Origin of the sequence: Stenotrophomonas terrae (assembly GCF_001431465.1) — a bacterium.
GTDB lineage: Bacteria > Pseudomonadota > Gammaproteobacteria > Xanthomonadales > Xanthomonadaceae > Stenotrophomonas > Stenotrophomonas terrae.
Genome location: NZ_LDJJ01000005.1, coordinates 61,373 through 82,588 on the forward strand (window position 1 = coordinate 61,373; position 21,216 = coordinate 82,588).

At 65.3% G+C, this 21,216-nt stretch carries 20 protein-coding genes; 16 read left to right on the top strand and 4 right to left on the bottom strand.

All coding sequences use genetic code 11. The features are described from left to right. The first annotated feature begins 194 nt into the window (after positions 1 to 194). The 9 genes from pdhA to ABB27_RS01555 all read left to right on the top strand — a co-directional run bounded on the left by pdhA (position 195) and on the right by ABB27_RS01555 (position 7,087). The gene (gene pdhA / locus ABB27_RS01515; RefSeq protein ID WP_057626461.1) at positions 195 to 1,283 is read left to right on the top strand and encodes a pyruvate dehydrogenase (acetyl-transferring) E1 component subunit alpha; all 1,089 of its coding nucleotides are present in this window, start codon (positions 195 to 197) and stop codon (positions 1,281 to 1,283) included. Further along, positions 1,276 to 2,355 carry an alpha-ketoacid dehydrogenase subunit beta gene (locus ABB27_RS01520; RefSeq protein ID WP_057626516.1) on the top strand — a complete coding sequence of 360 codons (1,080 nt, stop codon included), beginning with the start codon at positions 1,276 to 1,278 and terminating at the stop codon, positions 2,353 to 2,355. Before pdhA ends, ABB27_RS01520 begins: the two co-directional genes overlap by 8 nt. A gap of 1 nt (position 2,356) precedes the next feature. Beyond that, positions 2,357 to 2,710 carry an SH3 domain-containing protein gene (locus tag ABB27_RS01525; protein WP_057626462.1) on the top strand — a complete coding sequence of 118 codons (354 nt, stop codon included), beginning with the start codon at positions 2,357 to 2,359 and terminating at the stop codon, positions 2,708 to 2,710. Next, on the top strand, positions 2,707 to 4,083 hold the full coding sequence (locus ABB27_RS01530; protein ID WP_057626463.1) for a dihydrolipoamide acetyltransferase family protein: 1,377 nt from the start codon (positions 2,707 to 2,709) through the stop codon (positions 4,081 to 4,083). The genes ABB27_RS01525 and ABB27_RS01530 overlap by 4 nt, the downstream gene beginning before the upstream one ends. 246 nt (positions 4,084 to 4,329) lie before the next feature. Further along, complete coding sequence (locus ABB27_RS01535) at positions 4,330 to 4,671, top strand: hypothetical protein (protein ID WP_057626464.1); 342 nt, start codon at positions 4,330 to 4,332, stop codon at positions 4,669 to 4,671. A 24-nt stretch (positions 4,672 to 4,695) separates the two neighbouring features. After that, positions 4,696 to 5,325 carry a DUF998 domain-containing protein gene (locus ABB27_RS01540; RefSeq protein ID WP_057626465.1) on the top strand — a complete coding sequence of 210 codons (630 nt, stop codon included), beginning with the start codon at positions 4,696 to 4,698 and terminating at the stop codon, positions 5,323 to 5,325. 39 nt (positions 5,326 to 5,364) lie between these two features. Continuing rightward, positions 5,365 to 5,751: a VOC family protein gene (locus tag ABB27_RS01545; protein ID WP_057626466.1), complete on the top strand. Its 387-nt coding sequence runs from the start codon at positions 5,365 to 5,367 to the stop codon at positions 5,749 to 5,751. Between the two features lie 70 nt (positions 5,752 to 5,821). Next, the gene (locus ABB27_RS01550) at positions 5,822 to 6,244 is read left to right on the top strand and encodes a hypothetical protein (protein WP_057626467.1); all 423 of its coding nucleotides are present in this window, start codon (positions 5,822 to 5,824) and stop codon (positions 6,242 to 6,244) included. 78 nt (positions 6,245 to 6,322) lie between these two features. Then, on the top strand, positions 6,323 to 7,087 hold the full coding sequence (locus tag ABB27_RS01555; protein ID WP_057626468.1) for an SDR family NAD(P)-dependent oxidoreductase: 765 nt from the start codon (positions 6,323 to 6,325) through the stop codon (positions 7,085 to 7,087). 100 nt (positions 7,088 to 7,187) lie between these two features. Here ABB27_RS01555 and ABB27_RS01560 read toward each other — a convergent pair whose 3' ends face one another. Then, positions 7,188 to 7,820, bottom strand: a complete 633-nt coding sequence (locus ABB27_RS01560; RefSeq protein ID WP_057626469.1) for an NAD-dependent epimerase/dehydratase family protein — start codon at positions 7,818 to 7,820, stop codon at positions 7,188 to 7,190. A 118-nt stretch (positions 7,821 to 7,938) separates the two neighbouring features. Between ABB27_RS01560 and ABB27_RS01565 the strand changes: the two genes are divergently transcribed. From ABB27_RS01565 to ABB27_RS01575, 3 genes are all read left to right on the top strand, one after another. Next, positions 7,939 to 9,480, top strand: a complete 1,542-nt coding sequence (locus tag ABB27_RS01565; protein WP_057626470.1) for a GGDEF domain-containing protein — start codon at positions 7,939 to 7,941, stop codon at positions 9,478 to 9,480. Positions 9,481 to 9,547: 67 nt separating this feature from the next. After that, positions 9,548 to 10,093, top strand: a complete 546-nt coding sequence (locus ABB27_RS01570) for an RNA polymerase sigma factor (protein ID WP_057626471.1) — start codon at positions 9,548 to 9,550, stop codon at positions 10,091 to 10,093. A gap of 4 nt (positions 10,094 to 10,097) precedes the next feature. Then, positions 10,098 to 10,769 carry a hypothetical protein gene (locus tag ABB27_RS01575; protein WP_057626472.1) on the top strand — a complete coding sequence of 224 codons (672 nt, stop codon included), beginning with the start codon at positions 10,098 to 10,100 and terminating at the stop codon, positions 10,767 to 10,769. A 139-nt stretch (positions 10,770 to 10,908) separates the two neighbouring features. Here ABB27_RS01575 and ABB27_RS01580 read toward each other — a convergent pair whose 3' ends face one another. Further along, the gene (locus tag ABB27_RS01580; protein ID WP_057626473.1) at positions 10,909 to 11,817 is read right to left on the bottom strand and encodes a DUF808 domain-containing protein; all 909 of its coding nucleotides are present in this window, start codon (positions 11,815 to 11,817) and stop codon (positions 10,909 to 10,911) included. 143 nt (positions 11,818 to 11,960) lie between these two features. On the opposite strand from ABB27_RS01580, the gene ABB27_RS01585 reads away from it, so the two are divergent. Beyond that, positions 11,961 to 13,655 carry an ABC1 kinase family protein gene (locus ABB27_RS01585; protein ID WP_057626474.1) on the top strand — a complete coding sequence of 565 codons (1,695 nt, stop codon included), beginning with the start codon at positions 11,961 to 11,963 and terminating at the stop codon, positions 13,653 to 13,655. A gap of 445 nt (positions 13,656 to 14,100) precedes the next feature. Beyond that, the gene (locus tag ABB27_RS01590; protein WP_057626475.1) at positions 14,101 to 16,200 is read left to right on the top strand and encodes a phosphoglycerol transferase I; all 2,100 of its coding nucleotides are present in this window, start codon (positions 14,101 to 14,103) and stop codon (positions 16,198 to 16,200) included. A 291-nt stretch (positions 16,201 to 16,491) separates the two neighbouring features. Here ABB27_RS01590 and ABB27_RS01595 read toward each other — a convergent pair whose 3' ends face one another. Then, positions 16,492 to 18,909 carry a DUF3772 domain-containing protein gene (locus tag ABB27_RS01595; RefSeq protein WP_244479100.1) on the bottom strand — a complete coding sequence of 806 codons (2,418 nt, stop codon included), beginning with the start codon at positions 18,907 to 18,909 and terminating at the stop codon, positions 16,492 to 16,494. Positions 18,910 to 18,998: 89 nt separating this feature from the next. Then, a complete protein-coding gene (locus ABB27_RS01600; protein WP_057626476.1) occupies positions 18,999 to 19,247 on the bottom strand; it encodes a hypothetical protein in 249 nt (82 codons plus the stop codon). A 189-nt stretch (positions 19,248 to 19,436) separates the two neighbouring features. Between ABB27_RS01600 and ABB27_RS01605 the strand changes: the two genes are divergently transcribed. Together ABB27_RS01605 and ABB27_RS01610 are read left to right on the top strand one after the other, a co-directional pair. Continuing rightward, entirely contained in the window at positions 19,437 to 19,931 is a 495-nt protein-coding gene (locus tag ABB27_RS01605) for a lipocalin family protein (protein ID WP_057626477.1), read from the top strand. Positions 19,932 to 19,960: 29 nt separating this feature from the next. After that, positions 19,961 to 21,172, top strand: a complete 1,212-nt coding sequence (locus ABB27_RS01610; protein ID WP_057626478.1) for an NAD(P)/FAD-dependent oxidoreductase — start codon at positions 19,961 to 19,963, stop codon at positions 21,170 to 21,172. Positions 21,173 to 21,216: the final 44 nt, after the last annotated feature.

The window sequence follows — 21,216 nt, forward strand, 5'->3', positions numbered from 1 at the left end:
GCAGCGCGACAATGTGCCGCTTCTGTTCTTACAACCTGAATACGTTGCTTTTGCTTGCCCATGTTGAGCCCGGCGGAACAAAACCGCCCTGTACCCGGTCAATCTTGCTGCGGCGCAGGACGGCTTTTTCGGACTGAGTCCTTACCATGTGCAATTCCTATCATTTGAAACCATCTGTCTAAGGTGTTGCTGCAATGACGGTTTCCGCCCAGTTCCAAATCAATTATCTGCAGTACCTGGATGCCGACGGCAACCTGGTACGTGACGATCTCCCCGCCTCGCTGCGTGATCCGCGCTCGCTGCTGCCGATGTTCAAGCAGATGCTGGCCACGCGGGTGTTCGACACCAAGGCCGTGGCGCTGCAGCGCACCGGCAAGCTCGGCACCTTCGCCTCCTGCCTGGGCCATGAAGCCGCCCACGTCGGCATCGGCGCAGCCATGAAGTCCGGCGACGTGTTCGCCCCCAGCTACCGCGAGTACGGCGCCATGTTCATGCGCGGCGTGCGCCCGCGCGACGTGCTGATGTACTGGGGCGGCGACGAGCGCGGCAGCGACTACGACCGCGACAGTGACGCGGTCCGCGATTTCCCGATCTGCGTGCCGATCTCCACCCAGTGCCTGCATGCGGCCGGTTCGGCGCTGTCGTTCAAGCTGCGCAACCTGCCGCAGGTCGCGGTCAGCGTCTGCGGCGATGGCGGCAGCTCCAAGACCGACTTCTATGCCGCGGTGAACTCGGCCGGCGCCTACAAGCTGCCGCTGATCCTGTGCGTGGTGAACAACGGCTGGGCCATCTCGGTGCCGCGTTCGGCCCAGACCGGCGCCGAAACCCTGGCCCAGAAGGGCCTGGCCGGCGGCCTGTTCTGCCTGCAGGTGGATGGCAACGACCTGATCGCGGTGCTGGCCGCGATGGAACAGGCGCGCGAGCGCGCCCTGGCCGGCGAAGGTGGCACGGTGCTGGAACTGCTCACCTACCGCCTGTCCGACCACACCACCGCCGACGATGCACGCCGCTACCGCGAAGATGCGGAAGTGAAATCGGCCTGGTTGAAGGAACCGCTGATCCGCCTGCGCAAGTACCTCACCGCGCAGGGCGTGTGGAGCGAGGAAGAAGAAAAGAACTGGATCGCCGAGTGCGGCACCCGCGTCGACGAGGAGGTCAACGCCTACCTCAACTGCCCGGTGCAGCCGGTCGAAGCCATGTTCGACTATCTATATGCCGATCCGCCGCCGGACCTGCTGGCGCAGCGTGCCGCCGCCATCGCCCTGGAGCAGCGCCATGGATGACATCAAGCGCAGTGCAACGGTCACCCCGGCCAGCCACGATCACGGCGTCGCGCACAGCGCGGCGAGCAACAGCGGAGACAACCCGATGACCGCCACCCCGATCACCCTCATCGAAGCCGTCACCCAGGCCCTTGCCTGGGAAATGGAACACGACCCCTCGGTGCTGGTGCTGGGCGAAGACGTGGGCGTCAACGGCGGCGTGTTCCGCGCCACCGCCGGCCTGCAGCAGCAGTTCGGCTCGCAGCGCGTGCTCGATACCCCGCTGGACGAAACCACCATCGCCGGCCTCACCGTCGGCCTGGCCGCACAGGGCATGAAGCCGGTGGCCGAAGCGCAGTTCGACGGCTTCGTCTACCCGATGGTCGATCACCTGATCTGCCACGCCGCACGCCTGCGCAACCGTACCCGTGGCCGCCTCCATTGCCCGATGGTGCTGCGCGTGCCGTGGGGCGGTGGTATCCGCGCGCCGGAACACCACAGCGAAGCCAACGAGGCCATCTTCACCAATGTGCCGGGCATGCGCGTGGTGCTGCCGTCCAGCCCACAGCGCGCCTATGGCCTACTGCTGGCGGCGATCCGCGAGCCGGATCCGGTGATCTACATGGAGCCCAAGCGCATCTACCGCCAGTACAAGGAAGTGGTCGTCAATGACGGCGAAGCACTGCCGCTGGACGTGTGCTTCGTGCTGCGTGACGGTACCGACGTGACCCTGGTCACCTGGGGCGCGCAGGTCAAGGAAGCGCTGGAAGCAGCCGACAAGCTGGCCGGTGAAGGCATCAGTGCCGAAGTCATCGACGTGGCCACGCTGCGTCCGCTGGACTTCGCCACCATCGCCGAGTCGGTGGCCAAGACCGGCCGCTGCGTAATCGTGCAGGAAGCGCCCAAGACCGCGGGCTTCGGCGCCGAAATCGCCGCACGCCTGGCCGAAGAATCGATCTACGACCTGCTGGCACCGGTCGAGCGCGTTGCCGGCTATGACACCCACATCCCGCTGTTCCGCCTGGAAATGAAGTACCTGCCCAGCGTCGAGCGGATTGTGACCGCCGCCAAGCGCGCGGTAGCGGTGGGCTGACATGCTGGCACGCTTGATTGGCAGCTACCGCAGCCAATACCGCAATCCCCTGCAGTTCCATACCGGGCAGATCGTCGAGCTCGGTGTACGCGACGAGGAATGGCCTGCCTTCGCCTGGGTGAAAACCAGCGAGGGCAGCGCCGGCTGGGCTCCGGTGGCCTGGCTGCAGGTATTGGACAATGGTCGTGCCGAAGCGCTGCGTGATTACAGCGCGCGCGAGCTGGACGTTGACCGCGGTGAGCAGGTACGGCTGCATCACGAACATGGTGGCTGGTGGTGGTCCGAACGCGCCGATGGCGCGCAGGGCTGGCTGCCGGCGCGCGAACTTGAATTGCTGGAAGAGAACTGCACATGAGCCAGACCAAGAATTTCAACCTGCCCGATCTGGGCGAAGGCCTGCCGGACGCGACCATCGTTGAGTGGTTCGTCAAGGAAGGCGACGTGATCAAGCTCGACGAACCACTGGTATCGATGGAGACCGCCAAGGCCGTGGTCGAAGTGCCATCGCCGTTCTCCGGCAAGGTGCTCAAGCTGGCCGGCGCAGCCGGTGACATCGTGGTGACCGGCCACGTGCTGGCCAGTTTCGAGATCGACCCCAACCTGCCGCAGCGTGCCGAAGGCCAGGACACCGGCCATCACCACGGCGCACCGGCCGAAGCCGCGCCTGCGCCTGCCGCAGCGCCGGCGCCAGTAGCCGCTGCTGCCGCCGAACGTGCCGACGAAGGCACCGTGGTCGGCGCGATGGTCAGCTCCAATGCCGTGCACACCGAACAGGCCGTGGCCGTCGGTGGCGTCAAGGCGGTACCGGCCGTGCGTGCGATGGCCCGCAAGCTGGGCGTCGACCTGAGCCGCGTACGCGCCACCGGCGCCGAAGGCGCGGTGACGATGAATGATGTGAAGCAGGCGGCGGCAGATCCGGCGGCTTTGCTCCCCTCTCCCGCCGGGACAGTGGCCGGGGGGTCGATCGCTACTGCAGCTGCCGTACCCTCACCCCAACCCCTCTCCCAGGCGGAGAGGGGCTCAAGCGCCCGCACCCCGCTGTCCGCTGCCGGCAAGCCGATGCGTACCGCCCCTCCGGGCGTGGTTGCCAAGGGCCAGCCGGAACCGCTGAAGGGCGTGCGCCGCAACATGGCGCGGGTGATGGCCGATGCGCACAGCAAGGTCGTGCCGACCACGCTCAGCGACGACGCCGACATCCACGCCTGGGCAGCGGGCAACGACATGACCTCGCGTCTGGTCCGCGCCATTGTCAGCGCCTGCCAGGCGGTGCCGGCGATGAATGCCTGGTTCGACGGTGACAACCTCACCCGCACCCTGCACGCCCAGGTCGACATCGGCATTGCCGTGGACACCGACGACGGCCTGTTCGTACCGGCCCTGCGCAATGCCGACATGCTGGATGCACGCGGCGTACGCGAAGGCATCAACCGTCTGCGCCAGCAGGTGGAAGACCGCTCGATCGCATCGTCGGAGCTGAGTGGCTACACCATCAGCCTGTCCAACTTCGGCATGTTTGCCGGCCGCTATGCCACCCCGGTGGTGGTGCCGCCCTGCGTAGCCATCGTCGCCGCCGGCCGTGCCCGCTTCCAGGTCACCCCGGTGATGGGCGGCATTGAAACCCACAAGGTCATCCCCTTGTCGGTCACCTTCGATCACCGCGCCTGCACCGGCGGCGAAGCGGCACGCTTCCTGCGCGTGCTGATTGATGACCTGGCCAAGGTTCACTGATCGTTTTTCCCAGTGTGAATTCGGGCCCGCAGCGATGCGGGCCTTTTTTTGGTTTTGGTTTTGGTTTTGGTTTTGGTTTTGGTTTGGTTTTGGTTTGGTTTTGCTTGGTTTGGTTTGCTTTGGGTTTGCTTGCTAGAAGCTTCCCCTCACCCCAACCCCTCCCACAAAAAACATCACCCACCGGTAACCCGAACCCACACAGCCGGGGCTACGATTGCCCTACCCACACCCACCATCAAGACCGCCATGGGCACCTGGACCTGCAGCAACTGCAAGGAAGTCAACGAAGACAGCTTCGACCAGTGCTGGAAATGCGGCACCCATGCCGATGGCGCGCCACCGCCGCGCGGCTACCAGCGCGAAGAAAGCACGTCCTGGACACAGCCACCGCGTCTGATCGAATGCCCGCGTTGCCCTGGCATGCGCATGGAGTTCATCGGCCGCAAGCGCTTCCATGAGGGCTCGCAGTCCATGCCCTTCCTGCTTGGCGACATCGGCGAGCTGTTCGTCAACCGCGAAGAGTTTGATCTGCATGCCTGCCCTAGCTGCGGCAAGGTCGAACTGTTCCTCTCCGATAGAGCACGCTGAAAAACCAGAGGCAGCGCCACGCCGATGCATACCCAACGCCGCCTGCTCGTGCTGTTCGTCGCCATGTATATGTTGATGCTGTTCGGCGGCGCCGCGCTCAAACCCGGCTATTCGCCGGTGTCGCAATACATCAGTGAACTCGGGGCCAGCGGCAGCGAACATGCACGCTTGATCAGCCTGTTCGGATTCATTCCCGTGGGCGTGCTGGCGGCACTGCTGTTGTGGGCCTCGGCAGCACGCGCGCCGGTCACCGGTGCCAGCCGGCTGGGTTACTGGTTGCTGATGTTCGAACCGCTGGCCTGGATAGGGTCGGCGCTGGCGCCGTGTGACCTGGGCTGTCCCAGCAGCGGCAGTCTGTCGCAATCACTGCATACCCTGCTTGGTGGATTCACCTATCTGGGCACCGCACTCGGCCTGGTGCTGCTGGCCACCACGCCAGCGATCAACGCATCCACGCGTCTGCTATGGATCGCCTTGGCCGCGCTTTGGCTGCTGCTGTTCGTCTTGATGGCGCTGCCATCCCTGCAGCCCTGGCGTGGGCTGCTGCAACGCTTGGCCGAATGGAGTGTTTACAGCGCCTTGTGCATCAGCGCCTGGCGGCTGGGCAACCCCGCGCGTCTGGCGCACAGCGCGATAACACGCGTGCCCGGATAGGCGGTGTACGCTGCGCTCCTCTGTCACCGGAGCATGCACATGAGCCACCGCAGCCGACTGGCCGGTTTCATCATTGATTGCCAAGGCACCGACAGCGATGCCGCCGCCGCGTTCTGGGCGCCAGCGCTGGGCCTGAAAGCAGAACCCGGCTATACCGAAGACGATGGCGCGCAATACGCCGAGTTGCTGGGTGCGCCTGCCGCGCTGCACGTGGAAGTGCAACGCGTGGATCACGCTTCGCGCGTGCATCTGGATATCGAAGCGGACGATATTGATGCCGAAGCCGACCGGCTTGAGGCACTGGGTGCGCGCCGCATCGGCAAGGTCAAACGCTGGTGGGTGATGGAAGCACCGACCGGGCACCGCTTCTGCATCGTGCAGATGAAGTACCCGGAACGTGGCCCAGCACCCAATACCTGGAAGTAGGCGCGCGTTTTCACGACAGCATGCACGGCGGTGTGCTGCAATACGCGTTCAACTTCAAGGAGCGGTACGCATGGGTTTGATCACCGGAATGATCGTGGGTGGCCTGGGTGGCCTGGCCGCCGTCAACATCCTCGCATTGATGGCCAGGAACAGCGGCCGGCCGCATGACCTGACCACCTTCACCTCCGATGAGAACGTGCTGGCCAAGGTGGATGCCTGGGCAAACGAGCATGGCTATCGTCTGGTCCGGGACATCGATGGCAATCGTGTCTATCGCAAAGGCAACAACACCCTGACCTCGCCGATGTACCTGGAAGTAAGCCAGGAAGGGCGCAAGTACAGCGTAAAGAGCTATACCCAGATCAATGGCTTCATCCTGCGGGGCGATATGGCGCTTACCGGCGACACCTTCATCGCCAAGCTGCCGCGCTCGCTGGCCAAGAAGGCGCAGAACACCTTGTTCGCGTCCTTGAACGTCCCCGGCCTGCCCTGATCGCGGAACAGCGCGTTGCCCGCCTGCAACCGGCAACACGGCGATAATGTGCGGTCTCCGCCCATCGGAACCGCAGCAATGAACTCCCCGTTGACCCTACACAATGCACGCGTCCTGGTTGCCGGCGGCAGCCGCGGCATCGGCCTGGGCATCGCCCAGGCGTTTGCCCGCGAAGGGGCAAAACTCAGTATCTGCGCGCGTGGTGTGACTGCCCTGCAGGACGCTGCCACAGTGCTGCACGCCGATGGCGCTGCAGCGGTGCATAACTACAGCTGCGATCTGGCCGATCCGCTGCAGATCCAGGCCTGGATCGATACCGCCGCAGCCGAGCTGGGTGGTGTCGATATCCTGATCAACAATGCCTCCGGCTATGGCAACGGCAATGACGACGCCAGCTGGCAGGCCGGTTTCGATATCGACCTGATGGCCGCGGTGCGCGCCAGCCGCGCCGCCCTGCCCCATCTTCGCAACAGCGCGCAGCCGGCCATCCTCAATATCAGCTCGATCAACGCCGCGGTACCGACGCCGCGCGCGGCGGCCTATTCCGCCGCCAAGGCCGCACTGAACTATTACACCGTGTCGCTGGCCACCGAGCTGGCGCGCGAACGTATCCGGGTCAATGCACTGGCACCGGGCTCGATCGAATTCCCGGGTGGCCTGTGGGACCAGCGCCGCAGCAGCGCGCCCGAGCTGTACAAGCAGATCCACGACAAGATCCCGTTCGGTGGCTTTGGCCATGTCGAAGATGTAGCCAGCACGGCGCTGTTCCTGTGCTCACCGGCGGCCCGTTGGATTACCGGCCAGGTGCTGGCGGTGGATGGCGGGCAGTCGCTGCCGGCCTGAGCCGGCTGTTTGTGGGAGCGGCGTCAGCCGCGAAGCTGGAGATCTGTGAATGCACCGGCTTCGCGGCTGACGCCGCTCCCACAACTCAAGGCTAGCGACCTCACACCAACTCCGCCGAGCCCACGATCCGCACACCGGGCTGCGGATTCAAGGCCGCCTCGACCAGCGCCTCGGCAACCCGCGTGGCCGGGTTGATCCACCACGCGCGCGGCAATACCGGCGCCAGCGTCCCCAGCACCACGCTGGCCAGGTGCTCACCGGCGCGACGTTCAGTGCGTTCGCCGCCAATCAAGCCCGGACGTACCAGGGTCAACGAGGCAAACCCCAGCGCGCGCAGATCCTGCTCCAACGCACCTTTGACCCGGCTGTAGAAAAACGGTGAGCGCGGGTTGGCGCCGGCCGCCGAGTTCAGCGCGAACACCTCGCAGCCATTGCCGCGCACCGCCCGTGCGATGGCCAGTGGATAGCCATGGTCGATGCGCTGGAAGGCCTCGCGTGAGCCGGCCTGCTTCATCGTCGAACCCAGCGCACAGATGGCCGCATCCACCTGCCAGCCGCCTGCCAGCGTGGCCAGATCGTCGAAATCCAGCACCGGGTTCAGCAGCCGGGCGTGCGTTTGCGCCAGCGCGCGCCGGCTTGGCGCGATCACCGCGCTGCACCGCGGGTCCGCCAGCAACCGCTGCAATGCCTGCGTCCCGACCAGGCCGGTCGCGCCAGCCAGCAATACCCGCATGATGTGCTCCTGTGATCTGCTGCAATTCAAGCCCGCTGCTACCTTGCCGATAATGGGGCTTGGACACCACCTCCGGTTGCGCACAGGCGCCGCCGCAACCCGCCCGGACCTCTTCGCAATGGCCGATAGCCCCGACGACTCCTCCCCCTCCCGCAGCAGCGGACTGGGACGCATCCTGGCGCGCCGGCCGACGCCGCCGCCGGCAGCGGCGGTCGAACTTGTCGCCAGTGGCGGCGCGGGCACGGCAATGCTGCAACGGCTGTTTATCGGTGCCAACGCCCCGGAACCGGTGCTGGCGGCATTCGCCCAGGGCATGTGCACCCTGCCCGGCGAGCTGGGCGACATGGGCCAGCGCCTGCACAGTGCCCACGCCGAAAAGGACTGGGAGCGCTACGCGCGGCTGCTGCGGCAGCTGATCGACAAGTACATCCGCACCGTCGAGCTGGAATCCAGCAACACCCACAACAGCCAGGCCGAGCAGCTGCGCGACATGTTGCGCGACACCCTCGGCGCGGTGCTGGCCAGCCTGATGCAGCAGTCACCGGAGCTGGAGCAGCAGGCCCAGCGCATGGGCGAGGAACTGCGCAACTGGCGCAGCGGCCAGCCGCTGCAGCCAGTCGCCGTGCATTTGCGCGAGCTCTGCCACCAGGTTGGCGTGCGCAGCAGCAGCCTGCAGGAACAGCGCGACCTGCTGCTCAACCTGTTCGACATGCTGCTGGAAAACATCGCCGAACTGCTCGATGGCGACAGCTGGCTGCAGGGCCAGATCCGTTCGATCCGGCAACTGCTGGCCGGGCCGCTGGACGCCAGCTCGCTGGAACAGACGCGCAACGATCTGCGCGAGGTGATCTACCGGCAAGGGCTGCTGCGCGAAGGCATCGACCAATCCAAGCAGGCGATGAAGGACCTGATGGTGGACTTCGTGCAGCAGGTGGACGGCATGGTCACCGAAACCGGCGAATTCCACGACCGCATTGCCAGCTATGCCATCGCGGTACGCCAGACCCGCAGCATCTCCGACCTCACCCAGCTGCTGCAGGACGTGCTGCAGGACACCGCGCGGGTACAGGCGCAGGCCGCACGTGCGCGCGACCACCTGGCCAATGCCCGTGCCGAGGCCAAGGCCGCCGAGCAGCGTGTGCAGCAGCTCGAACGCGAGCTGGAGGAAGCCGGCAGCCAGCTGCGCACCGACCCACTGACCGGCGCCTTGAACCGGCGCGGGCTGGAGCAGCAGTTGGGCGAATTGCTGGCCGACCCCAACACGCCATTGAGCGTGGCCATGCTGGATCTGGACCACTTCGGCCAGACCAATGCCGAGCACGGCCATGCCGGCGGCGACCAGGCCCTGCGCCATCTGGTGGCGGTAACCCAGCAGCGCCTGCGTGGCCGTGACTGCCTGGCCCGGCTCGGCGGCGATGAGTTCGTACTGGTGCTGCCCGGCCTCAATCGCGCCGCCGCACTGGAAACCCTGCGCCAGTTGCAGCAGCAGTTGGCGCAGCGCCCGTTCCTGCACGAACAACAGCGGGTGCAGCTGCGTTTCAGCGCCGGTGTTGCCCAGGCGCAGCCCGGCGAAGCCCTGCAGGCCCTGCTGCAACGTGCCGACCAGGCCCTGTATGCGGCCAAGCGGGTCGGCCGCAACCAGGTGCTGCCGGCCGACTGACTGGCCGACTGCCCGGCAATCAACGCGCGGCTGTGATATTTCCTGCGCTGGTGCGAATCACCTGGGCATGGACATCACTGCGACCGACCCCATCGCCGATCTGCAACAGCGCTTTGCCCAACTGCTGGCACAGCACCAGGGCATCGTGCTCAAGGTCGCGCGTGGCTACTGCACGCAGCGCGAGGACCGCAGCGACCTGATCCAGGAGATCAGCACCCAGGCCTGGCGCGCGTTTCCCGGCTTCGACCCGCAGCGCGCCCAGTTCAGTACCTGGCTGTACCGCATCGCCCTGAACATCGCCATCTCGCAGCTGCGCGCCCGTGAGCTGCGCCGGCACTACCACAGCGACGTCACCCTCGAAGATGCGCAGGCCAGCGTCGCCGACAAGGCCGAGGACAACGCCAGCCTGGCCCAGCTCAACCAGCTGATCCACGCCTTGCCGGCACTGGACCGGGCGCTGTTGCTGCTGCACCTGGATGACTGCAGCCACCGCCAGATCGGCGAAGTGCTCGGCATCAGTGCCAGCAACGCCGCTACCCGGCTGCACCGTCTGCGCCAACAACTGCGCAGCCAGTTCGACCCCGCCCCATCCGCACCCACCCAGCGAGACTGAGCTCATGGAATTGGACCAACTCAAAGCCGCCTGGGCAGATCAGGCGCAACGTATCGATCAGCTGGAAGCGCGGGCCCTGCAGGCCTGGCAGCAACCCCGCCAGCATGCAGTGCGGCAGCGCCTGCGCTGGTTCAGTGGCCTGCAGCTGGCCTGGTTGCTGGTATGGATCGTGATGACCGCGCTGGCTGCCGGCTTCTGGGTCGAACACCGGCAGGTACCGCAGCTGCTGTTGAGCGGGCTGGCGCTGCACGTCTACGGTATTGCCGCGATCTGGGTCTCGATCACCCGCGCTCTGTTCGCCGTGCATGTGGATAGGGCCGAGGCACCGGTTCTGATCCAGCAGCAACGACTGGCGCGGCTGCGCCGCTTCACCGCGCTCACCGAACTCGGCCTGGGCCTGCCGTGGTTCTGGTTATGGCTGCTGGCCCTGCAATGCCTGTGCGTGCAGTGGCTGGGACTGGACCTGTACGCGATGGCGCCGGCGTGGTTCCTCGGCACCTTGGGGTTCGGCGTGGCGGTGATGCTGGGCAGCGTTGTGGCAGCACGTTGGGTAATGCAGCGCCTGCCCGCCAACCACCGGCTGCAGCGCCTGCTGGACAGCCTGTCCGGGCAATCGCTGGCGCGTGCGCAGCAGCAATTGCAGGAGTTGCAGGAGTTGCAGCAGGGCGTAGGCTGAGTGCTGCAGCGGCTTTGATTGTGGGAGCGGCGTCAGCCGCGAAGCAAAGAATGCTTCCGGCTGCAGTCTGTTTGCCTGCAGAACCTGTGTTGGAAAGATTGCCGGCTTCGCGGCTGACGCCGCTCCTACAAAATCAAATTCAATGCGCCGCTTTCGCCCCACGCATGCGCTGGAACAGGGTCACCACCGTCAGTACCACCGCGCCGATTATCACGCCCACCACCATGCTCCCCAGTGCATTGGCCAGCCATTCCAGATTGGACGGGGCCAAGCCGATCACGAAGTGATGCAGGGCCGGAATCGCGTGCACCAGGATGCCGCCACCGACCAGGAACATCGCCGCCGTACCGGCCACCGACAAACCGCGCATCAGCCACGGCGTGGCATACAGCAGGCCGCGTCCAAACGCCGCCAGTACGCGTCCCTTGTCCAGCAACCAGGCACCGATGTCATCGAGCTTGACGATGCCGGCAACCAGGCCATAGACGAACACCGTCATGCCCAGTGCAATCGCAATCAAGGTCACAACCTGCTGACTGAACGGTGCGTGCGAGATCACCCCCAGCGACAGCACGATGATCTCCGCCGACAGAATGAAATCGGTGCGCACCGCACCCTTGATCTTGTCCTTCTCGAACGCGACCAGATCCACTTTTTCGTCGGCGATGGCCTTCAGCCGTTCGGCCTTGTGCGCCTCGTCCTCGTCCTTGGAATGGAGGAACTTGTGCGCCAGTTTTTCCACGCCCTCATAGCAGAGGAAGGCACCGCCGATCATCATCAGCGGGGTGATCGCCCATGGCAGCCAGGCGCTGATCGCCAGTGCCGCCGGCACCAGGATGGCCTTGTTGACCAGCGAGCCCTTGGCCACCGCCCACACCACCGGCAACTCCCGGTTGGCGTTGACGCCGGTCACCTGCTGCGCGTTAAGCGCCAGGTCGTCACCGAGCACGCCGGCGGTCTTCTTGGCCGCAACCTTGGTGAGGATGGAGACGTCATCCAGCAAGGCGGCAATATCGTCGAGCAGGGCAAACAGGCTGGCTCCAGCCATGGGTCACCGTAAGGTCATAGGTCAGGGGAAGGGGGATTCTCACTCATTCACGGTGCAATCGGGGCGGCCCGGCGCGCATTCACCCTTCTGCAACCCGCCAGCGGCGACACTGCGAACTCTGCCGACAAGGAGACAAGCGCTTGATGGAACCGACCAGCAGCGACAGCCCGACCACCGTGGGCGGCAACAGCCGACGCCAACAGATCGTGCGGCTGCTGCTGCGCTACCGCAACTCGGGCGTGTTTTCCGGCATCTCGCTGGATGGCGAAATCCCGCGCCTGGGCCGGCCCCCGGCCACCGGCAACCCCACCCAGTTCGTCGCCGACCTGGAGGCGCTGGGCACCACCTTCGTCAAGCTCGGGCAGGTGCTCTCCACCCGCCCGGACATGATCCCCCCCGAATACGTGGCCGCGCTGGAGCGCATGCAGGAGCAGGTTGCGCCGATTCCGGTCGAGCAGATCCGGGCGGTGATCGAGGAAGACCTGGGCGCGCCGGTCAACAAACTGTTTGCCTGGTTCGACCCGGAACCGCTGGGCTGCGCCTCCATCGCCCAGGTCCACCGGGCCGAGCTGCACGACGGCCGCGAGGTCGCCATCAAGGTGCAGAAGCCCGATATCGCCGCCCAGCTGCGATCGGATATCGGCGTGCTGCGCAGCTTCGCCAGCGCCGCCGACCACCTGACCCGGGTCGGCCGCAAGGTGCGGTTCTCCGACTGGCTGGGCGAGTTCGCCAAGACCCTGCGGATGGAGTTGGACTACGAAGCCGAGGCTGCCAACCTGGCACGCTTCGGCCAGCATCTGGCGCCCTACCCCGAGCTATGGGTGCCGCAGCCGGTGTGGGACCTGTGCGGCCGCCGCGTGCTGACGATGGAGCTGGTGCATGGCGTGCGCGTCGATGCCATCCCGCAGGTGCGCCGCACCGAGCAGTCGATGGTGCCGCTGGCCGCCGCCTTGGTGCGCGGCTATCTGGACCAGATCTTCGTGCATGGCGAAATCCACGCCGATCCGCATCCCGGCAACCTGCGGGTGACCCCACAGGGCCAGCTGGCGATCTTCGACCTGGGCATGGTGGCGCATGTGCCACCGCGGCTGCGCCAGCGCCTGCTCAAGGTATTGTTCGCCGCGGTGGATGGCCGTGGCGAGGAAGTGGCCGACGAGATCATCGGCATCAGCACCCGGCTTGAGGACTACGACGAGGAGCGCTACCTGCGCGAGACCGGGCAGATGATTGCCCGCTACGCCGCCAACGGCACCTTGTCCGAAGGCCATGTGGTGCTGGAGATCGTGCGGATTGCCACTGCCAGCAACCTGCGCACGCCACCGGAGCTGAGCCTGCTGGGCAAGGCCCTGCTCAATCTGGAAGGCGTATGCCGCTTCCTCGCCCCGGAAATGAAAACCCGGCGCGTGGTCGAAAAACAACTGCAGCATGTGATGCGCGCGCATTTCCGCAAATCCCTGTCGGCAGCCAACCTGGCCAGCGAGGCGATGGAACTGCAGCAGCTGCTGCGCAACGGGCCACGGCGCATGTCCGACATCCTCAGCCTGCTGGCCGAGAACCGGCTGCAGATGAAGGTCACCGGGCTGGACGAATCGCGGCTGATGGAGAACATCCAGAAGGTTGCCAACCGCATCGCCGCCGGCCTGATCACCGCGGCCCTGCTGCTTTCTTCCACCTTGCTGATGCGGGTGCCGACGCGCTGGAACCTGTTCGGCTACCCGGCCTTTGCGATGGTGTTGTTTCTGCTCGGTGTGTTCATTGGCCTGGGCCTGATCGTCAGCTCGCTGCTATTCGATCGCCGTACCCGCGCACGCGCGCGCGAAGAACGCGGCCACCGCTGAAGACGAACCAAGTCATGTAGCCCGGGTAAGCGCAGCGCACCCGGGACCACGCAACGCACGCACGAATACAGCAGCCGTGCGATCAAGTCTTGCTGATGGGATCAGTGCAAGGCATCACTTCGATCATCACCGCGCTGTGTGGGATTTCCATGTCCCGGGTGCGCTGCGCTTACCCGGGCTACGTCGCTGCATCACAGACGCTGGCTGCATAAGCAACACTGTAACCGCTTGAAACGCACACACTCTCACTGCACCTCACGGCGCACTTGCGCATCGCATTCAGCGCTATCAGCAGATCGCTGAATACAAGTCCGCTGTCCGAACATTTCAGTCAGGTTACGGCAGGCAACATCGCCAGACCTCCGCCACAGCACTGACACAGTGCTGTGGCAGGCGACAACGGCTGCGGCCGTTGTGCCCCTGTCTCCGCTACCCACGTGACCGCATGCATTGGATCATCTGGCTGTCTCTGGCAGCACTGTTTGTATTGTTGATGTTGTCACCCACCCTGGCACGGCTGAAGGCAGGCCTGCTCTCACTATTGTTGCTGGCCATGAGCGGCTGGTGGCTGATCGACCAGCTCAGCGGCGATGGCATCAACTCGGCCACGCTGTATCACCTGCGCAGCGACATGGAAGGCGCCGGTGTCGGCGACTTCAGTACCTACATCATTGGCTTCATCGCCCTGTTGCTGCTCTCGCTTACGCCCTTGCTGCTGCTGCGCGTGCGTCGCCTGCAGCTGCCGCGGCATGGTGCAGCGGTATTTGCCGGGTTCACCGCATTGCTGCTGAGCACCGTGCTGCTCAGCCCCCTGTATACCGATGCCAAGCGCATCCACCAGCAGATGCAGCCGGTGGATTACAGCGTGGTGGCGCCGGAGTACCAGTTGCCGTCCAAGCCCTTGGCACAACGTCCGAACATCGTCTGGATCTACGGCGAGAGCCTGGAACGCACCTATTTGAACGAGGCCGTGTTCCCCGGCCTGATGCCCAACCTCACCCGACTTGCCGGCGAAGGCCTGGATTTCCGCAACATCGCCTCGGCCGATGGCAGTGGCTGGACCATCGCCGGCCTGGTCTCATCCATGTGTGGCGTACCGCTGACAACTGCGCAGGGCGACGAGAACAGCATGGGGCGGATGGGCCGCTTCCTGCCCGAGGCCTTCTGCCTTGGCGACTATCTGAAGCAACAGGGCTATAGCAACCACTACCTGGGCGGTGCCAACGGCCAGTTCGCGGCCAAGGCCGACTTCCTGGCCTCGCACGGTTTTGACGATGTGCGCGACCTGGAGTGGTTCCAGCAGCAGAAGATCGCCAAGCAGCACTTCTCCAACTGGGGCGTGCACGACGACGTGCTGCTGGAGCGTGCCTACGAGCGCTTCCTCGAACTGTCCGCGCGCGGCCAGCCGTTCATGCTGACCGCACTGACCATGGACACCCACCATCCGGCCGGTCACCTGCCGGTGGCGTGCAGGAACACGCGTTATCGCAGCGCGCACGGCAACATCGGCCTGCTCAATGCACTCAAGTGCAGCGACAGGTTGATCTCGCGTCTGGTGGACCGCATCCGCAGCAGCCAGTTCGCTGACAACACGTTGGTGGTGGTGGCCTCCGATCACTTGGCCATGCCCAATGACCTGAGCCATGTGCTGGAACAGCAGCAGCGCGAGAACCTGTTGCTGTTCCTCGGCAACAAGCTGCAGCCGCGGCAGATCAACGTGCAGGCCGGCACCACCCTGGACTCGGGCGCCACCGCCTTGCAGCTGCTGGATCCGGCAATCGATGCGATTGGCTTTGGTCGATCGCTGTTGAACCCGCAGCGTCCGGCCAGTGCCAGCGTAGCCGCCACCGGCGGTGACCCCCAGGCCTACGCCCGCTACAGCGCCTTCGCGCGCTCGCTGTGGCTGGGCGAACAGACCCGCATGCTGCGGCTGGAACAGGACCAGCTGCTGGTGGGCGTGCAGAAAGTACAGCCACCGGTGTTGCTGGAATACGACCAGCAATGGGACCTGAAATCGGTGTACCTGGAGAACACCACACGCAAGTTCGAGGAAGCCGATCCGCAGCATCGCCTGGCCTATGTCGACCGTTGCACCGCATTTGAGGATGGCTCGGCTGATGGCCAGTGGTGCGCACTGCTGCTCGACAGCGACCAGGGCATGCGCCTGTACCGCGATGCGCAGCTGCGCCGTGGCATTGCCGTGGATGCGCCGCTGCAGGCCTTCAGCGGACCGCGTCCGAGCGTGCGTCAATCGCGCATGATCAGCCAGAAGCCGCGTCATGCAGGCCCCGGCCAGTACGTGCTGGAGCTGTACGCCGCCCAGCGGCCGACGCGCGCATTCTGGGTGGAAGCGGTGTCTTCCAAGCGCCAGGTGGTGGTGGCCCAGCAATGGGTGCAGGCCGACAGCGAGGGCCGCATCCGCATGCCGGTGGGCGTGGACCAGGAAATCGACGATCTGGAAATCCGCGCCTGGCTCAACCACGCCGAACAACTGGCCATCGACGACTACGCACTGGTCCCGGCCAGCGATCATCCGAGATCGTGACGAGGCGGCTTGGCTGTCTAGCTGTTTAGCTGTTTGTGGGAGCGGCGTCAGCCGCGAAGCTGGGAATGCTGCAGTTGCCTATGCACCTGCAATCTGATGGACCATCAGCTTCGCGGCTGACGCCGCTCCCACAAAACCTGTGGCCTATACAGCGAAGGCGCATGAAGCCGCTCCCTCGTAGGAGCGGCGTCAGCCGCGAAGCCGGGAAAGCTGCAGTTACCGATACACCTGCAATCTGATAGACCGTCAGCTTCGCGGCTTACGCCGCTCCCACAATTCAACAGCGCGCGATCACTGCTCCGGGTCGCGCACCAGATGGATATCGGTCGGCGTCACCAGCGCGATTCCAGCTGCGGCGCTTTGCTCCAGCAGGGCGAACAGCACATCACTGCGCGTGCCGTATACATTCCGCGCCGATGACACATAGGCAAAGCTGTTCACCGCCACCTGGCCGCCGCTGATCGAATCAATGAAGAACGACGGCGCCGGGTCGATCAGCACGCTTTCGTTGGCCGCGTAGATCCCCAGCAACAAGCTGCGCAACTGCCCCACGTTGGTACCCAGCGGCACCGAGAACTGCACCTGGATGCGGCCCAAGGCATTGGCCATGGTCATGTTGCGGATGGTCTTGGTGATCAGCTCCGAGTTGGGCACGATCAAGGTCGACCGGTCACCCACCTGGATCTCGGTCGAGCGCACCGAGATGCGACGGATATCGCCTTCCTGGTCGCCGATCTTGATCCAGTCGCCGATCTTCACCGGCCGCTCGGCCAGCAGGATCAGGCCAGACACGAAGTTCTGGGTAATGGCCTGCAGACCAAAACCAATACCGACCGACAAGGCACTGGCCAGCAAGGCCACCTTCTCGAAGCCGATGCCCAGTGCCGCCAGTGCCCACAACGCGGCCAGCACGATGCCCAGGTAATGGGCAACGGTGCTGATCGAATTGCGCGCACCGATGTCCAGCTCGGTCTTGGGCAGATAGGTATCCACCAACCAGCGCTGCACCACCTGCATCAATGCCAAGCCCAATGCCAGCACCAGCACCGCACTGAAGATCGATCCCGGGGTCAGCACGCTGCCGCCGATCTTGATGCCGGCGGACAGGCGTTCCAGCCAGTTGTACAGCGCACTGACATTGCCGAACGGTGCAACGAAGGCGGTGACGCCCAGCATCACCAGCGCAAGCCGTGAAGTGGCCGACAGCAATACCCCGGCCTGCTCCAGGCGGCTGGCCGACAAACCGGTGGACAGCCGCAGCATGCGCCCGACCGCGCTGTCCGGCGCCAGCAGCCACAACGCGAAGTCATCGGCAAAACGCGTCAGCAAGGTGGTCGCCAACACGATCACCGAGCCCCACACCATCTGCTGGGCGACGAACATGGCGAAGTTGAGGTAGCCCAGCAAGGTTGCCACCAGCGCGGCGGAAATGCTCAGGTAGCCGCCCAGCCGGGCGACGATCAACCAGCCGCTGCGCGGTGCCCGCGGCGTGCGCCCGCTGTTCGTATCCTCCTGCTCCAGCCGCGCCGCCTCGGCCGCGCGGCGCCGGTGCAGGCCGGCCAGCGTGGCCAGCATGCTCATGATCAGCACCACGTAGGTGAGCGCGATCAGGCCATCCAGGGTCACCGTACCAACCGCCGAGGTACGTGCCGCACGATTGACCTCGCGCAGCAGCATGGTCAGCCAGGTCAGGCTGGCCGCGCCCCAGGCGAAGCGGCGCAGGCGTGCAGCGGCCACATCATCGATATCCAGCAGACGCCAGGTGGGCCGCGATGGCACCAGCAGGCAGGCCGCGACCGCACCGATGAAGGCGGCAACAAAGGTCGCGATGACAAAGGTATTGGCCACCGACTCCAGCCGTGGCGCGATTGCATCGATGGCCTGCAGGCTGGTCACCAGCACCTTCGCCGCCAGCCCCGGCAGCAGGGTGCCGACCAGCAGCAGCCATACCGCAAGCCCGGTACGGCGCAGGCGCCCGGCCGGCGCACGCTCGGAAGCGGCATAACGGCGACCCAGATGACGCAACCAGATGCGCAGCGGGAACAGCATCAGCAACGCCAGCGACGCACCCAGCAAGGGAACGCCCCAGCCTTCCTTGCCCACTGCCTTCAGCAGCGCCGTACTGGCCTGCCGGTACAGGGAGTGGAAGCGGTTGTAGTCATCGGGCAGATGTTCGGCAAACTCGCGCCACAATGCCGGTGACAAGGGTGAGCCCACCTTGCGGCCGAGCTGCTCGCCGAACTGCTGCGCACGGGTTTTCTCGATCGACTCGTTGGCCTGCTTGGCCTCCTCGGCCAGCAGCTTGCCGCGCTTGATATCGGCATCGATCTGGCTGCGCTGCTGGTCCAGCAGCTTGCGCTGGCGGGCGATGTCGGGTTCTTCGCCGGCTTCCGGCGCCGGCCCCAGCTGTTCGATACGGGCATCGAGCTGGTTCAACTCCGGTTGCAGGGCCACCACGCTGGCCTCGGCATCACGCTGCGCCTGGCTGGCGCGTTCGGCCAGCGTCTTCAGGGTTTCCGGGGCATCGGCATCATTGACCGCACGCTGGACCGCCTCGATCGCACGCGAAGCCTGTTCGATACGGGCCTGTGGGCTGGACTCGGCGGCCACCGTAGGCGCCGCCGCCAGCGCAGTACCGCTGGCAAACAGGCCAGCATGGGCCACCAGAAAAACAAACAACAGCGCGCGCAGGAAACGTTGGGCAGGCAAGGCAGGGCACCGGATCGCGCGGACTACCGCGCCTGCCGGGAACTATATGTCAGCACGCGTTCACATCCTGCAAAAACAGCGCTCATTCCTCAGTATTTCAACGCCAGTTCGGCGATGTGGCTGCGGTTGAGCTCGTAGATTTCCTGGAACTCTTCCTCGGTCAGTTCGTCCGGCGCATACACCGCCACCTGCTCCCATACCTGGGTGGTGGACAGCGGCTGGCGGGGGCCGGCACGCAATGAAAAACCATGCCCTTCGTACTCGACCACCTCGGGCACCTGCTGCCAACGCTCACGCGCATAGCGGTTCTGCCCCTTGAGCAGGATCACGACAAACATGGAGAACTCCCGTCTTCGGATGCGGCCAGCCTAGCGCAGCCATGTTTGCCCGGCGCGAAGAAAGCGCAGCGGCGATGGCACCGATTCAGTGAATGGCAAATCGACCTGGCCGGCACGGCGCCTTAACCGGCGGTGGCCTATAGCTGGTGCCCCGCGCAGCCCCCTGCGCCACAGCCGAAGAGGTCACCCATGACTCAACACTCCTCCCTGGCAACCGTTCCACACGTGGATCTGCAACGCTATCTGGGCACCTGGTATGAGGTGGCGCGCCTGCCGATGCGGCATGAGCCCGAAGACGCCACCGACATCAGCGCCCACTACTCGCTCAACGAAGATGGCAGCGTGCGAGTGCAGAACCGCTGCCTGCGTGGCGGCAACCTGGAAGAGTCGATTGGCCAGGCCAAACCCATCGATGACAGCAACAGCAAACTGGAAGTCAGCTTCCTGCCCGAGGGCCTGCGCTGGATCCCCTTCACCAAGGGCGACTACTGGATCATGCAGCTGGACGCGGCCTACACCACCGCGCTGGTCGGCAGCCCGGACCGCAAATACCTGTGGCTGCTCGCGCGCCTGCCGCAGATGGATGCCACCACCCGCGACCATTACATCGCTTATGCGCAGCAGCAGGGCTTTGATACCGGGCCGCTGATCCATACCCCGCACACCGGCCACCCGACCGGCTGAGTCCGGCTGCAAACGGCGCGGAGGCCGGCATGGACCTGAAAAGTGGCTACCCGTTCTGGGCTGTCCGCAACGGCCTGCTGCAGGCCTTCCCGCCCTTGCAGCAGGATCTGCGCTGCGAGGTGGTGGTGATCGGCGCCGGCATCACCGCCGCGCTGATCGCCGATCAACTGCTGCAGCACGGCCATGAGGTCGCGGTCATCGAGCAGCGCGATGTCGGTTGGGGGTCCACCGCCGCCAGCACCGCGCTGCTGCAGTACGAAATCGACACGCCACTGCGTGAGCTGGCAAAACGCTACGGCCTGGACGCGGCCCTGCTGGCCTACCGTGCCTGCGCGCGGGCAATCGAGCAACTGCAGGAGCTGGCCGCGGACGTAGGCGATGTCGATTTCCGCAACGCGCAGAGCCTGTATTACGCCAGCCGGCGCCGGCACCTGCGGCCGCTGCTGGAAGAATTCGAGCTGCGCAGCCAGCATGGTTTCGCGGTGGACTGGCTCGATGCCGAAGGCGTTGCCAATGACTATGGCTTCGCCGCGCCCGGCGCGATCCTCAGCACGCCTGCGGCGAGCATGGACCCCTACCGGATGGCTTACCGCCTGCTCGGGCGCGTGCAGGCGCAGGGCGGCCGGGTCCATGACCGCTGCCGCGTGGATCATGTGCAGAGCAACGCCAAAGAAGTACATCTGCACACCAGCGACGGCATCAACATCCGCTGCCGGCACCTTGTGATGGCCGCCGGTTACGCCAGCCAGCGCTGGCTGCAGCAGCGGGTGGCGCGCAACCGCAGCAGCTACGCCTTCGTCACCGATCCCTTGCCCGCCGATGCGCTGGGGCCACTGCGCCACACCCTGCTATGGGAAACCGCCCGCCCCTATCTCTACCTGCGCAGCACCGCCGACAACCGTCTATTGATTGGCGGCGAGGACGATGCGGTGGACGTGCCGTTGCGTCGCGATGCACAGGTTGATCGCAAGGCAAAGCGCCTGGCCGGCAAGGTCGCCAAGCTGTTCCCGCATCTATCGATCCAGCCTACCTTCGCCTGGGCCGGCACCTTTGCCGAAACCGCAGATGGCCTGCCGTTCTTCGGCCCGCATCCGCAATGGGGGCCGCGCGTGCACTTCGCCATGGCCTACGGCGGCAATGGCATCACCTATTCGATGATCGGCGCCGATCTGGTCCGCGCCGCCATCGAGCGACGCCGGCACCCGCTGGCGCAGTTGTTCTCCTTCCAACGGCTGGATTGAGGCAGCCGCCACCGGCAGGCGACAGCCATCATTCAAATCATTTC

Bases quoted from the DNA above. Each gene is read 5' to 3' on its own strand.
- ABB27_RS01570 (WP_057626471.1), top strand. From the start codon at position 9,548: ATGGACATCACTGCGACCGACCCCATCGCCGATCTGCAACAGCGCTTT.
- ABB27_RS01565 (WP_057626470.1), top strand. From the start codon at position 7,939: ATGGCCGATAGCCCCGACGACTCCTCCCCCTCCCGCAGCAGCGGACTG.
- ABB27_RS01520 (WP_057626516.1), top strand. From the start codon at position 1,276: ATGGATGACATCAAGCGCAGTGCAACGGTCACCCCGGCCAGCCACGAT.
- ABB27_RS01540 (WP_057626465.1), top strand. From the start codon at position 4,696: ATGCATACCCAACGCCGCCTGCTCGTGCTGTTCGTCGCCATGTATATG.
- ABB27_RS01560 (WP_057626469.1), bottom strand. From the start codon at position 7,820: ATGCGGGTATTGCTGGCTGGCGCGACCGGCCTGGTCGGGACGCAGGCA.
- ABB27_RS01605 (WP_057626477.1), top strand. From the start codon at position 19,437: ATGACTCAACACTCCTCCCTGGCAACCGTTCCACACGTGGATCTGCAA.
- pdhA (WP_057626461.1), top strand. From the start codon at position 195: ATGACGGTTTCCGCCCAGTTCCAAATCAATTATCTGCAGTACCTGGAT.
- ABB27_RS01525 (WP_057626462.1), top strand. From the start codon at position 2,357: ATGCTGGCACGCTTGATTGGCAGCTACCGCAGCCAATACCGCAATCCC.
- ABB27_RS01575 (WP_057626472.1), top strand. From the start codon at position 10,098: ATGGAATTGGACCAACTCAAAGCCGCCTGGGCAGATCAGGCGCAACGT.
- ABB27_RS01550 (WP_057626467.1), top strand. From the start codon at position 5,822: ATGGGTTTGATCACCGGAATGATCGTGGGTGGCCTGGGTGGCCTGGCC.
- ABB27_RS01545 (WP_057626466.1), top strand. From the start codon at position 5,365: ATGAGCCACCGCAGCCGACTGGCCGGTTTCATCATTGATTGCCAAGGC.
- ABB27_RS01535 (WP_057626464.1), top strand. From the start codon at position 4,330: ATGGGCACCTGGACCTGCAGCAACTGCAAGGAAGTCAACGAAGACAGC.
- ABB27_RS01600 (WP_057626476.1), bottom strand. From the start codon at position 19,247: ATGTTTGTCGTGATCCTGCTCAAGGGGCAGAACCGCTATGCGCGTGAG.
- ABB27_RS01530 (WP_057626463.1), top strand. From the start codon at position 2,707: ATGAGCCAGACCAAGAATTTCAACCTGCCCGATCTGGGCGAAGGCCTG.
- ABB27_RS01580 (WP_057626473.1), bottom strand. From the start codon at position 11,817: ATGGCTGGAGCCAGCCTGTTTGCCCTGCTCGACGATATTGCCGCCTTG.
- ABB27_RS01590 (WP_057626475.1), top strand. From the start codon at position 14,101: ATGCATTGGATCATCTGGCTGTCTCTGGCAGCACTGTTTGTATTGTTG.
- ABB27_RS01585 (WP_057626474.1), top strand. From the start codon at position 11,961: ATGGAACCGACCAGCAGCGACAGCCCGACCACCGTGGGCGGCAACAGC.
- ABB27_RS01610 (WP_057626478.1), top strand. From the start codon at position 19,961: ATGGACCTGAAAAGTGGCTACCCGTTCTGGGCTGTCCGCAACGGCCTG.
- ABB27_RS01555 (WP_057626468.1), top strand. From the start codon at position 6,323: ATGAACTCCCCGTTGACCCTACACAATGCACGCGTCCTGGTTGCCGGC.